Raw genomic sequence first — 12,427 nt, 5'->3', positions numbered from 1 at the left:
CCGACGCAGCGCCATCGGAGTGTAGTTCGTAGGGTGGTAAGGGTGATTCACTTTCCGCGTACCGTCTCCGCTGCCGACGTGCTCAGTCAGTCCGCGCCACCCGAGGACGGGCTGGTCGGCCTCGTCACCGACCTGGTGGAGCGGCTCGGTGGACCGGGCGCGGGCCTCGCCGTCGCGTTGGAGAACCTGTTCCCGCCGATTCCCAGCGAGGTGATCCTGCCGCTGGCCGGGTTCGTCGCGGCCCAGGGCCGGATGAGCGTGATCGGCGCGATCTTCTGGACCACCCTCGGTTCGCTGCTGGGCGCCCTGGCGCTCTACTGGATCGGCGCCACCCTGGGACGGGAACGGGTCCGCGCGATCGCCGCCAAGCTGCCGCTGGTGAAGCTCAGCGACATCGACCGGACCGAGGAATGGTTCCTCCGGCACGGGGTGAAGGCGGTCTTCTTCGGCCGGATGATCCCGATCTTCCGGAGCATGATCTCCATCCCGGCCGGCGTGGAGCGGATGCCGCTGCTCACCTTCGCGGTCTACACCACGCTGGGCAGCCTGATCTGGAACACCACATTCGTGCTGGCCGGGTACCTGCTCGGGGACAACTGGCACCTGGTCGAGTCGTACGCCGGCATCCTGCAGAACCTGGTCATCGTCGCCTGCGTACTCGCTCTGATCTGGTTCGTGGTGACCCGGCTGCGTCGATCCCGGCGCGCCGGCGGCCTGCGGTCCAACGACACCGGGGCCGGGCTGACCGACGCCGAACCGGCCGGCATCCCCGACCCGCACGGCCGCGGCACCATCTACCGCAGCGCCTGGGCCGAGGGCCATCACCCCGACCAGCACCACCGCCCGCACTGACCCCACCCACCCCGAACCGTGGCAGTCGAACTGCCCGACACGCCGACCGCCGAACAGTCTGCTGCCACGGCCTGCCGCCCGGTTGATGGTCGGCGGTGGGTCGGTGGTGCAGGATGCGGTCATGGGTGATTGGGAGGACACCGTCGGGGTGGTCGAGTTACCCGGCGGGGTGCGGGTACGCGGACGGCGCATCGCCGATCCCGCCTCGCCGGCCGACTTCGGGCTGCTGCTCGCGCCCGGACCGACACCGGCCTGGGAGCATCGGCGGGTACGGTGGCCCGACTTCTGGGTGCCGACGGACCGGGCCGACGCCCTGGACGCGTTGCGGGAGGCGCTGCGCCGCGGCTACGCCGGACAGCGGGTGGAGGTGGCCTGCCGGGGCGGCACCGGGCGTACCGGCACCGCCCTGGCGGCGTTGGCGATCCTCGACGGCCTCCCCGCCGAGCAGTCCGTGGCCTGGGTACGGGCCGCCTACCGCCCCGGCGCCGTGGAAACCCCCTGGCAGCGCCGCTGGCTACGCCGGCTGCGCTAGCGGGCCACGTATTCGCGCAGGTGCCGGGCGGTGAGCGTGTCTGCGTGCGCGACGAGGTCGGCAGGCGTACCGGTGAAGACGATCCGACCCCCGTCCTGCCCCGCGCCCGGGCCGAGATCGATCAGCCAGTCCGCGTGTGCCATCACCGCCTGGTGATGCTCGATGACGACGACCGTGTTGCCGGCGTCGACCAGCCGGTCGAGCAACGCGAGCAGCTGGTCGACGTCAGCCAGGTGCAGGCCGGTCGTCGGCTCGTCGAGCACGTAGGTGCTGGCCTTGTCGGCCATGTGGATGGCCAGCTTGAGCCGTTGCCGCTCGCCGCCGGAGAGTGTGGTCAGCGGCTGGCCGAGGGTGAGGTAGCTCAGCCCGACGGCGGCCATCCGGTCCAGCACGGCGCGGGCCGGCCCGCCGGGGAAGAACTCCTGCGCCTCGGCCACCGACATGGCGAGCACCTCGCTGATGGTGCGACCGCGTAGTCGATAGGTGAGCACCTCGGCGGTGAACCGGCGGCCCTCGCACTGCTCGCAGACCGAGGCGACACCGGCCATCATCGCCAGGTCGGTGTAGACCAGCCCGATGCCCTTGCAGGTCGGGCAGGCGCCCTCGGAGTTCGCGCTGAACAGCGCGGCCTTCACCCCGTTGGCCTTGGCGAAGGCGGTCCGGATCGGATCCAGCAGGCCGGTGTAGGTGGCCGGGTTGCTGCGCCGCGAGCCGCGGATCGGGGACTGGTCCACCACGACCACCCCGTCGCGGCGGCGCAGTGAACCGTGGATCAGGGAACTCTTGCCGGAGCCGGCCACCCCGGTGACCACGGTCAGCACCCCGAGCGGGACGTCCACGCTCACGTCGCGCAGGTTGTGCAGGTCGGCGTGCCGGATGGCCAGGTGCCCGCGCGGGGTGCGAACCCGCTCGCGCAGCCGTACCCGGTGATCCAGGTGCCGGCCGGTGAGGGTGTCGGACCGGCGTAGCCCGGCCACGTCGCCGGTGTAGCAGATCCGGCCACCGGCGGTGCCCGCGCCGGGGCCGAGGTCGACGACGTGGTCGGCGATCGCGATGGTCTCCGGCTTGTGCTCGACCACCAGCACCGTGTTGCCCTTGTCGCGCAGCCGCAGCAGCAGGTCGTTCATCCGGGCGATGTCGTGCGGGTGCAGCCCGACGGTCGGCTCGTCGAAGACGTACGTGATGTCGGAGAGGCTGGAGCCGAGGTGCCGGACCATCTTGACCCGCTGCGCCTCACCACCGGAGAGGGTGGCGGACTCGCGGTCGAGGCTGAGATAGCCCAGGCCGATCTCGACCAGCGAGTCCAACAGGTCCCGCAGGTTCCCGGTCAACGGGGCGACCGACTCGTCGTCGATGCCGCGGACGAACTCGGCCAGGTCGCTGATCTGCATGGCGGAGCACTCGGCGATGGTGCGGCCCGCGATGCGAGAGGACAGCGCGGCGGCGTTGAGCCGGGTGCCGCCGCAGTCGGTGCAGGTGGTGAAGGTGACCGCCCGGTCCACGAAGGCCCTGATGTGCGGCTGCATCGACTCGCGGTCCTTGGACAGGTAGAGCCGGCGCACCTTGACGACGAGGCCCTCGTACGTCAGGTTCGTGCCACCCACCTTGATCTTGGTGGCCGGCTTGTGCAGGAAGTCCGCCCACTGTTGCGGGGTGAAGTCCTGGAGCTTGGCGTCCGGGTCGAACAGCCCGGAGCCGACGATGGTCTGCCAGTACCACGTGTCGACCGCGAAGTTGGGCACGGTGATCGCGCCGCCGTTGAGGGACTTCTCCCGGTCGACCAGTTCGTCGACGTCGAGATCGGCGACGCGGCCCAGCCCTTCGCAGGCCGGGCACATCCCCTCGGCCAGGTTGAAGCTGAACGCCCCCGCGCCACCGACGTACGGTCTGCCGAGCCGGCTGAAGACGATGCGCAGCATCGCGTACGCGTCGGTGGCGGTGCCCACGGTCGAACGCGAGTTGACACCCATCCGCTCCTGGTCGACCACGATCGCCGGGGTGAGGTTGCGTAGCGAGTCCACGTCGGGTCGGGAGGCGTTGGGCATGAACGACTGGAGGAAGGCGCTGTACGTCTCGTTGATCAGCCGCTGCGACTCCGCGGCGATCGTGCCGAAGACCAGCGAGGACTTGCCGGAACCGGAGACCCCGGTGAAGACGGTCAGCCGGCGCTTGGGAATGTCGACCGAGATGTCGGCGAGGTTGTTCTCCCGCGCGCCGCGTACCTCGATCACGTCATGGCTGTCGGCGGCGGACCGTGCTGGCTGCTGCATGCGAACCCTTCGCTCGATCGTGGACGGACTCCCGCCCGGGAACTGGCGTGCGATGGCCTGGCCGCATTCAAGTGTCTCATTAATCACCACGTAGAGACTTTTGCCGGATTTGCGCTGGCGCTCAGCCCGTAAGATGCCGCAAAGTCTCAAACGACGTGGAACGGTGAGGGCGAGCTGGTGACGGACCACGAGCGACGGCTGCGGGGGATCGACCTCGCCGCCTCGGCCGGGATCTCCGTGCAGCAGGTGCGCAACTACCTCGACCTCGGCGTGCTACCGGCGGCCGACCGTACGCCGAGCGGCTATCGGATCTTCACGGCGGCGCACCAACGCGCCCTCGCCGTGGTCCGCGCGTTGGCCGACGGGCACGGCTGGGCTCGCACCCGCGAGATCATGGTCGCCGTGCATCGGGGCGATCTGGCCACCGCGTTGGCCGCGCTCGACGCCGGCCATGCGGAGCTGAGCCGCGAACGCGCCGAGATCGCCCGGGTGCTCGGCGCCTTCGAGACGGTGGTGACCAGTTCGGACCCGCGGGGCGTCGCGCAGCGTCGAGCGGTCCGCGTCGGCGCGGTGGCCGACCTGGTCGGGGTCCGTACCTCGCAGCTGCGCTTCTGGGAGGCCCGGGGCCTGCTCCGGCCGGTCCGCGAGCCGGCGACCGGCTACCGGGTGTACGACGAGGCCGAGCAACGGGCCGCCCAGGTGATCGCCCTGCTCCGGCGGGGCGCCTACCCGTTCGACATCATCACGGCCGTGCTCACCGAGCTGCGTACCACCGGCAGCGCGCAGCGGGTCCGCGCCGAGTTGGCCCGCCGGGAACAGGAGTTGCATCAACGCAGTCTGCGTCGGCTGGCCGCCTCCGCCGCGCTGCACGACTATCTGCGCCAGCTCGACCTGCGGTGATCCCGGGGCGTCGAAACGGCCCGGGACGGACGCACGGAGAACCGTCCATCCGTCCCGGGCCGCTCACTGCTGCGGGGTCAGCGCGCCGAGCAGGGGCGGGCCAGGTTGACCAGGTTGCCCGGACGGTTGCCGTCGACCCGGCCGATCGCGGTGGCGATCCGGTTGATGGCGGCGACGCGCCGGTCCTCCAGCGGGCCGATCACGGCGTTGCGGACGAAGTTGGGGCCGCCCTCGGGCCGGATCGCCAGCTGCGCCAGCCGGGCGTCGGCCTCGGCGATCTGCTTGTCCAGGTTGGCCAGCTCGCGTTGCACCTCGGCGGCGGCCTGCGCCGGTACGGCCGGCAGCCGGTCGGCGACGCTCGGGCAACTCACCGTCTGCGCGACACCACCACCGGCGTTGTTGCCACCACCGGCGTTGTTGTTGCCGCCCGCATTGTTGCCGGCTCCGGCGTTGTCGCCGCCGGCGTTGGCGTTGCCGCCCGCGTTGCCGGCGTTGCCGTTGAGGGCGCTGCGGGTGCCCGGGGGGTTGAGGCCGCAGTTGGCGAGGCTGGCCAGGTCGGGGCGTTGCCCCCCGACCCGGTTGATGTTGATGCCGATGCGGTCGAGGGCGGCGACGCGCTTGCTGGCCAGCGGGCCGAGGATGGCGTTGTTGATGAAGTTCGCGCCGCCCTGGGGGTCGGCGGCCTGCTGGGCGAGGCGGGCGTTGGCCTCCTCGATCTGCTTGTCGAGGTTGGCCAGTTCCTGCTCGACACCGGCGAGGGCGGCGGCGGGCACGTTGCCGAGCTTGTCCCGTACCGTCGGGCAGTTCGCCGTCTGCGCTGCGGTGCTGGCGCCGTCGTCGGCCGAGGCCAGCGTGAGGCCGGCCCCGAGCAGCGCGACCGCGACCACGCCGACGCCGCCGAGCTTCCAGGCCGCGTGCTTGCGCTGTCCTAGCGTACGCCTGACCATGCATCTCTCCTCATGATTGACCGGCCGGGCGGGTCGACGGGGGTCGGACACGGCCGGCTGCTGCGCGATGGATGCCCGGAGGGCGGCCGGCCGCGGCGGTGGATGCGCCTGCCTGCCACGCCTTCCGGGTGTGGCCGGACCCGGTACGGGAGCGCTCCCGCCGCAGGTCCGAGCGTGGGGTCTGGTTCGCTCGTGGATACGGGGGGGGGCGAATGAACGGTTCAACCGGTTCGCCGTGCACCGGCGGGCTCGGGGGCGCGCGGGCGGGGATGCGACGGTCGGGATCTTGCCGTTAGGGTGCGTGTTCATGGATTTCCGGGCGCTGGCCACCGTTGTCGCCGTACTCGTGACGGGCGTCGTTCCGGTCACTGCTGGTGCGTCGGTGAACACCCAGCGTGCCGCTCCTGTCGCGACGCCCTGTCCGAAGGCGAAGGCGCCGAAGGTGCTCCGGTCACCACGCCCGACGCCGCCGCCGTCGGTGGCGGAGCACCGCGTCGTCGGCGGTGACGCCCTGGCCACCCCGGGGCTGGTCGTGCCGCCGCAGGCGCCGACGCCGCCGAAGGTGACTGCGACCTCGTGGGTGGTGGCCGATCTGGACACCGGGGAGGTGCTGGGCGGTTGCGGGCCGCACGAGTACGCCACCCCGGCGAGTGTGCAGAAGTTGCTGCTGGCCGCGACCATGCTGCCCCGGCTGGACCCCACCGAGGTCGTCACGGTGACCCGGGAGGACCTGGACATCGCGCCGGGTAGTTCGGCGGTCGGGCTGCTCCCCGAGGGTCGGTACCGGGTGAAGACGCTCTGGCTGGGGCTGCTGCTGCAATCCGGCAACGAGGCGGCCAACGCGCTGGCCCGCCTCGGCGGCGGACCCGACGGCGTGGCCGGGGGCGTGCGGGCCATGAACGAGCAGGCGCGCCGGCTCGGCGCCCTCCAGACCCACGCGGTCACGCCGTCCGGACTGGACGCTGCGGGGCAGTTCACCAGCGCGTACGACCTGGCGCTGATCGCTCGGGCCTGCTTCGCCGACCCCACCTTCCGCACGTACGTGCGCACCGAACGGACCCGCATCCCGGCGCAGAAGGCGCTGGGCGCCAAGGGCTTCGAGATCCAGAACAACAACCAGCTGATCTACCGGTATCCGGGTGCGCTCGGCGGCAAGACCGGCTTCACCGATTACGCCCGCCACACCTACGTCGGCGCCGCCGAGCGCAACGGACGACGCCTGGTCGTCACGCTGCTCGGTGCCGAACCTCAGCCGCTGCGCGGCTGGGAGCAGGGGGCCGCGCTGCTCGACTGGGGATTCGGCCTGCCCCGCGACGTCTCGGTGGGCCGCCTGGTCGAACCGGGGGAGTTCGACGCCGCACCGTCACCGACGCCGCAGGTGGACGCCGTACCGCCGGTGAACGTGACCACCTCGGCCACGGTCGGTGACACCCCCGGCGCAGGCATGTACGTGGCGCTGGCGGTGGGCGCGGTCGCGATCACGCTGGCCGTCGTCGTCGCGCGGCGCGGCCGTTCCGGGCAGCGCCGGTAACTCACGGCCCCAGGTGCTCGGCCGCCGTCGTGCCGACGGTACGGGAGACCTCCGTGCTGGTCGATTCGCCGGACTGGCCGGAATTCACCCGATAGTGTCGGTGGCTGTGAGAGTCTCCGGCCTGGCCGTGGCGGTGATCGCGGCGCTTCTGACATCACCGCTGGTGCCCGCCACCCGTGCCAGCGCGGCGGCACCCGTGCCGTGCCCCCGCCCGGCGCCACCCGCGCCCGGCCCGACCCCGTCGGCGACCCCGTCCCCGGACCCGGTCGCGCGGGCGATCGGCGGTGCCCGGCTGGCCACCGCCGGACTGGTCGTGCCACCGCAGACGCCGACACCGCCGAAGGTGGCCGCCACCTCGTGGGTGGTGGCCGATCTGGACACCGGGGAGGTGTTGGGCGGTTGCGGGCCGCATGAGTACGCCACCCCGGCGAGTGTGCAGAAGTTGCTGCTGGCCGCGACCATGCTGCCCCGGCTGGACCCCAACGAGGTCGTCACCATCACCGCGGGCGACCTCGACATCGAGCCGGGCAGTTCGGCGGTGGGACTGGTGGCCGGCGGCCGGTACCGAATCGAGACGCTCTGGTTGGGACTGCTGCTGCGCTCCGGCAACGAGGTGGCGAACGCGCTGGCCCGCCTCGGCGGCGGTGCGGACGGGATGGCCGGTGGGCTGCGCGCGATGAACGAGCAGGCCCGGCAGCTCGGGGCGTACCAGACCCATGCCGCGACACCGTCCGGGTTGGACGGTCCGGGGCAGTTCACCAGCGCGTACGACCTGGCCCTGATCGCCCGGGCCTGCTTCGACGACGAGCACTTCCGACGGTACGTGGCGACCCGGGAGGCGGACATCCCCGCCCAGCCGAAGCAGCGCACCAAGGGCTTCACCATCGACAACGACAACCAGCTGCTCTACCGCTACCCCGGGGCGCTGGGCGGCAAGACCGGCTACACCGACCTGGCCCGGCACACCTACGTCGGGGCCGCCGAGCGCAACGGGCGGCGGCTCGTGGTCACCCTGCTCGGTGCCGACGTGATCGACCAGCGCGGCTGGCAACAGGGCGCGGCGCTGCTCGACTGGGGCTTCGCCCTGCCCCGCGACGCCTCGGTCGGTGTGCTGGTACGCCCCGGCGCCACCACCGCCTCCGCGCCGCCGAGCACGCTGCCACCCCAGGCGCTACCCGGTGGGGCCTCCGGCGGTGAGGCGACCGACCGGCACCCGTTGGCCGATCCGCTCCGGTCCGCCTCGTACGTGCTCCTCGCGGTCGGCCTGACCGTCCTGGTGGGCGCGCTGATCAGCCGCCGCCGCCGGCTGCGCACCGCGGGCCGCGCCCCGACCTCGCGCGGCTGACCGGCAGATGGTGCGTTGGTCGACGGTGCTGGTGGGGCTGACGGCGGGCCTGGTCACGGTGACCGGCTGCGGTCGACCCGAGCCGGCCCCGCCACCGTCCGCGACCCCCTCGCCCTCCGAGAGCCCGTCGTCGGCGCCGACGCTGCCGGGCTTCGTCATCCTCTCCGACGTGGACCCGCGCATCCTGACCGACATCCGGTACTTCGGCCCACACAACTTCGTCGGCCGGCCCGTCACCGGCTACCCCGAACCGCTCTGCCTGCTCACCACCCAGGCCGCCGAGGCGCTGCGCCGGGTGCAGGACGCCGCCCTGGCCACCGGCCACACCCTCAAGGTGTACGACTGCTACCGCCCGCAGTCGGCCGCCGACGAGTTCGTGGCCTGGGCCCGCCGCCCCGACGAGGAGCAGATGAAGGCCGAGTTCTATCCCCGGGTGGCCAAGTCGGACCTGTTCGACCAGGGTTACCTCGGCGCACCCACCGCGCACAGCCGGGGCAGCACGGTCGACCTCACCCTGGTCGACCTGCCCGCCCGCCAGCAGGCCGGATACGTGCCCGGCCAACCCCTGGTCGCCTGCACCGCCGCCCAGCCGCAGCGTTTCGGCGACAACAGTGTCGACATGGGCACCGGCTTCGACTGCTTCGACCCGCTCGCGCACACCGACTCCACCCGGGTCAGCCCGACCGCCCGGGAGAACCGACGGCTGCTGCACCGGTTGATGACCGACGGCGGATTCGTCGGCTACGACCGGGAATGGTGGCACTTCCGCTACCGCGACGAACCCTGGCCGGACACCTACTTCGACCTGCCGGTCGCCCGCTCCTCGGTCGGCTGACCGCCCCGGTCCGCCAACGGCAGCCAGGCGAGCACGTCGGCGATCTTCGCATCCCAGTACGCCCAGTCGTGCTCGCCGGGGGAGAAGTCCACGGTCAGCGGCAGTCCCACCGACCGGGCCCGCTCGACGAACCGCACGTTGTCCTCGTACAGGAAATCCTCGGTGCCGCAGGCGACGTAGAGCGGAGGTGCGACACCGGCCGAGTCCAGCAGGGTGAGCAGATCGTCGTCGGTGCCGCGCACCGGACGGTCACCGAAGGCGGTGTGCCACACCCGAGGGTCGATCGGACGGGTCGGGTGCTCGGCGCGGAAGGCGAGGTCGAGCGCGCCGGAGAGGCTCGCCACGGCGGCGAACCGGTCCGGCTCGCGCAGCGCCCACTTCACCGCGCCGTAGCCACCCATCGACAGCCCGGCCACAAAGGTGTCCTCCCGGCGGTCGGAGAGACGGAAGAAGCCATGGCACAGCTGCGGCAGTTCCTCACGCAGGAACGTCCAGTACCGGTTGCCGTGCTCCTCGTCGGCGTAGAAGCTCCGCCCGACCTGCGGCATCACCACCGCCAGACCGAGCGGTGCGACGTACCGTTCGATGGCGGTACGGCGCAGCCAGATGGTGTCGTCGTCGCTGAGCCCGTGCAACAGGTACAGCACCGGCGGGTCGCCGGGGACGTCCGCGCCGGTCAGCCCGATCTGCGACTCGGTCCGCTGCGGCAGGATCACGGTCATCGACGTGCTGAGGCCGAGCGTCTCGGCGAAGAAGTCACAACGGATCAGCGCCATAACGGTCCAATCTAACGATTCCGGAGCCGAGGCATCGACCGACACCACAACGCGGACCCGTCGGGTGTGTGCCGCGCTCATGTCGCCGGTGACCTGGATCACGCTAGCGTCGCCGTACGCCGACATCACCGCCGGCGCTCACCTCGTACCAGGGAGAGCGTCATGCTGAAACCCGCCCTACGACTGTTCGCCGGAGCCGTCGCGGCGCTGCTGATCGCCCCCACCGCGCCCGCGTCCGCCGCGCCCACTGTGCACACCAGGACCCCCGTCTCCGCGAGCCTGTCGACCTACCGCGTCTCCGGCGTGTACGTCGCCGGCGTCTCCTCCGGGGCGTACCTGGCGACGCAACTCCAGGTGGCCTACTCGCAGCGGATCAGGGGAGCGGCGCTGTTCGCGGCCGGCCCGTACTACTGCGCCCAGAACAACGTCGCCCAGGCGCTCTACGGCTGCGGCGACAACCTCTACCCGACGTACCTGAGCGCGCTGCAGACCTACACCCGCACCTGGGCCGGCTACAGCTGGATCGACCCGGTCAGCGGGTTGTCCGGCGAACCGGTCTACGTCTTCCACGGTCGATCCGACACCACGGTCAAGCGGTCGGTCAGCGACGACCTGGTCCGCTACCAGCAGCACTTCGGCGCCAGCGTGCAGTACGACAACACCTCGTCCGCCGGGCACGGCTGGGTCACTCCGTACGGGACGGTCGGCTGCTCGGGCACGGCGGCGCCGTACCTCAACGACTGCGGCACCGACCCGCAGAACGCCTTCCTGCGCAAGCTGTTCGGCTCGGTGCAACCGCCGAACACCGGGCCGCTCGGCGGCACGCTGGTGCGCTTCAGCCAGAACACCTTCGCCCCCGGCGGCCGGGCCGGCGCCGCGAGCATGGACGCCAACGGGTTCGCCTACGTCCCGGCGTCCTGCGCGGCCGGCAGCACCTGCCGCCTGCTCGTCGCCCTGCACGGCTGTCTCCAGGGCCACAGCCGGGTCGGTACCGCCTTCGTGGACCGGGCCAACCTCAACCAGTACGCCGACACCAACGCGATGATCGTGCTCTACCCGCAGGCCGTCACCGCCGCCGCCAACCCGAACGGTTGCTGGGACTGGTGGGGCTACCTCGGCGCGACGAACTATCCCATCAAGGGCGGCGCCCAGGTGGAAACCGTGATGAACATGATCCGACGGCTGGGCGGGTGATGTCGGCCGACGTCGACCCGTAGGCTGTCGGCCATGACTGCCGTACGTCGATGCCTAGGTGACGCACGGTGGCTGGCGCAGCCGGCCCCAGCGCGCGAGCCGAGGTCAGCCGCCCGGTGAGGGACGCGCAGGTGCCGGCCCAGCGAAGCGGGCCGGTCGATCCGTCGCGGTCCAGGCTGGCCGACGCGTGCGCCCGGATCTCCCACTCCCGTCCGTTCGAGCTCGCCATCGTCGCGGTGATCCTGGCCAACGGCGCGGTGCTCGGCCTGGAGACCTACCCCGACCTGGGTGCGGCGGGCACCGCGCTGCATGCCGTCGAGTGGGTCTTCCGGGTGATATTTGTCATCGAGATCGCCATCCGGCTGCTGGCCTACGGCCGCCGACCGCAGGACTTCTTCCGGCAGGGCTGGAACGTCTTCGACTTCCTGGTGATCGCGGCGATATTCGTGCCGGTGCTGCACGGCGACTCGGCGCTGTTGCGCGTCGTACGGGTGCTGCGCATGGTGCGTCTGGTGCGGTTCTCGCCCGGCCTGCGCACGATCGTCGCGGCGCTGTGGCGCAGTCTGCCCGGTATCGGCGGCTTCTTCGCCCTGGCCGTGGTGACCCTCTACGTCTACGGCATGGCCGGTTGGCTGATCTTCGGCAAGGTCTATCCGGAGCAGTACGGGGACATCGGACGGTCCCTGTTGACCCTGTTCGTGCTGCTCTCCCTGGAGACCCTGCCGGACCTCATCGAGCAGGGCATGGAGGTGTCGCCGTGGACGGTGCTCTACTACGCCAGCTTCGTGGTGATCACGGTCAACCTGCTGTTGAACATCCTGATCGCCGTCTTCGTCAACTCCATGGAGGAGGCCCGCCGGTTGGAGATGACCGAAGGGCTCGCCCCGGGCTACGACTCCGACGGCGACGGGGTTCCCGACGAGGTGGACCGCATCGCGATCAGTCAACGCCTCGACGATCTGCGCACCCTCATCGTCGAGTTGGAGCGCGAGTTGCGGATCGACCGCGACGACGGGAGGGGACGTCGGGTGTCCAAGGACTGAACGGACGTCCGTGATCGAACGGGCCCGCTGACCGGCAGCGGGTTTCGCCCGTACTGCCGACGGTGAAACGGTGGTGAACTCCGCCGTCGTTCTGAGTGCTCTGTCGCCGGACACACCTTTGATCCAATTCACGGCAGATGCAGACAGCGGTCCTTACCGGATAGGGTCGTTGCACCGACTGATGATCTCCCGAGGAGGGTGT

11 protein-coding genes are annotated in these 12,427 nt (G+C 71.3%); 8 read left to right on the top strand and 3 right to left on the bottom strand.

Annotation, left to right across the window (positions count from 1 at the left end):
* Positions 1-42: 42 nt before the first annotated feature.
* Positions 43-852, top strand: coding sequence for a DedA family protein (locus JMF97_RS09560; protein ID WP_203221214.1), 810 nt, complete (start codon positions 43-45; stop codon positions 850-852).
* A 121-nt stretch (positions 853-973) separates the two neighbouring features.
* Entirely contained in the window at positions 974-1,384 is a 411-nt protein-coding gene (locus JMF97_RS09555) for a protein-tyrosine phosphatase family protein (RefSeq protein WP_203221213.1), read from the top strand.
* Here the strand turns inward: JMF97_RS09555 and JMF97_RS09550 are convergent.
* Complete coding sequence (locus JMF97_RS09550; protein WP_203221212.1) at positions 1,381-3,654, bottom strand: ATP-binding cassette domain-containing protein; 2,274 nt, start codon at positions 3,652-3,654, stop codon at positions 1,381-1,383. The genes JMF97_RS09555 and JMF97_RS09550 overlap by 4 nt on opposite strands.
* A 177-nt stretch (positions 3,655-3,831) precedes the next feature.
* Here JMF97_RS09550 and JMF97_RS09545 point away from each other — a divergent pair, with 177 nt between their 5' ends.
* Positions 3,832-4,554 (top strand): MerR family DNA-binding transcriptional regulator, encoded by a 723-nt coding sequence (locus JMF97_RS09545; RefSeq protein WP_203221211.1) that lies wholly within the window; start codon positions 3,832-3,834, stop codon positions 4,552-4,554.
* 77 nt (positions 4,555-4,631) lie between these two features.
* On the opposite strand, the gene JMF97_RS09540 is transcribed toward JMF97_RS09545, so the two are convergent.
* Positions 4,632-5,501, bottom strand: coding sequence for a hypothetical protein (locus JMF97_RS09540; RefSeq protein WP_203221210.1), 870 nt, complete (start codon positions 5,499-5,501; stop codon positions 4,632-4,634).
* Positions 5,502-5,808: 307 nt separating this feature from the next.
* Here JMF97_RS09540 and JMF97_RS09535 point away from each other — a divergent pair, with 307 nt between their 5' ends.
* The 3 genes from JMF97_RS09535 (at position 5,809) to JMF97_RS09525 (ending at position 9,212) form a co-directional block, all read left to right on the top strand.
* Positions 5,809-7,032, top strand: coding sequence for a D-alanyl-D-alanine carboxypeptidase family protein (locus JMF97_RS09535; RefSeq protein ID WP_203221209.1), 1,224 nt, complete (start codon positions 5,809-5,811; stop codon positions 7,030-7,032).
* Between the two features lie 106 nt (positions 7,033-7,138).
* Positions 7,139-8,377: a D-alanyl-D-alanine carboxypeptidase family protein gene (locus tag JMF97_RS09530; RefSeq protein WP_307816874.1), complete on the top strand. Its 1,239-nt coding sequence runs from the start codon at positions 7,139-7,141 to the stop codon at positions 8,375-8,377.
* Between the two features lie 7 nt (positions 8,378-8,384).
* Positions 8,385-9,212, top strand: coding sequence for a M15 family metallopeptidase (locus JMF97_RS09525; RefSeq protein ID WP_203221208.1), 828 nt, complete (start codon positions 8,385-8,387; stop codon positions 9,210-9,212).
* Here JMF97_RS09525 and JMF97_RS09520 read toward each other — a convergent pair.
* Positions 9,173-9,988: an alpha/beta hydrolase gene (locus JMF97_RS09520; RefSeq protein WP_203221207.1), complete on the bottom strand. Its 816-nt coding sequence runs from the start codon at positions 9,986-9,988 to the stop codon at positions 9,173-9,175. The genes JMF97_RS09525 and JMF97_RS09520 overlap by 40 nt on opposite strands.
* A 162-nt stretch (positions 9,989-10,150) precedes the next feature.
* On the opposite strand from JMF97_RS09520, the gene JMF97_RS09515 reads away from it, so the two are divergent.
* Entirely contained in the window at positions 10,151-11,182 is a 1,032-nt protein-coding gene (locus JMF97_RS09515; protein ID WP_203221206.1) for an extracellular catalytic domain type 2 short-chain-length polyhydroxyalkanoate depolymerase, read from the top strand.
* A gap of 131 nt (positions 11,183-11,313) precedes the next feature.
* Entirely contained in the window at positions 11,314-12,225 is a 912-nt protein-coding gene (locus JMF97_RS09510; RefSeq protein WP_203221205.1) for an ion transporter, read from the top strand.
* Positions 12,226-12,427 lie beyond the last annotated feature (202 nt).

The organism is Micromonospora fiedleri, from assembly GCF_016774385.1.
Lineage (GTDB): Bacteria > Actinomycetota > Actinomycetes > Mycobacteriales > Micromonosporaceae > Micromonospora > Micromonospora gifhornensis.
Note: the sequence above shows the minus strand (reverse complement) of the source record. Positions and strands in the feature narration are given on the sequence as shown.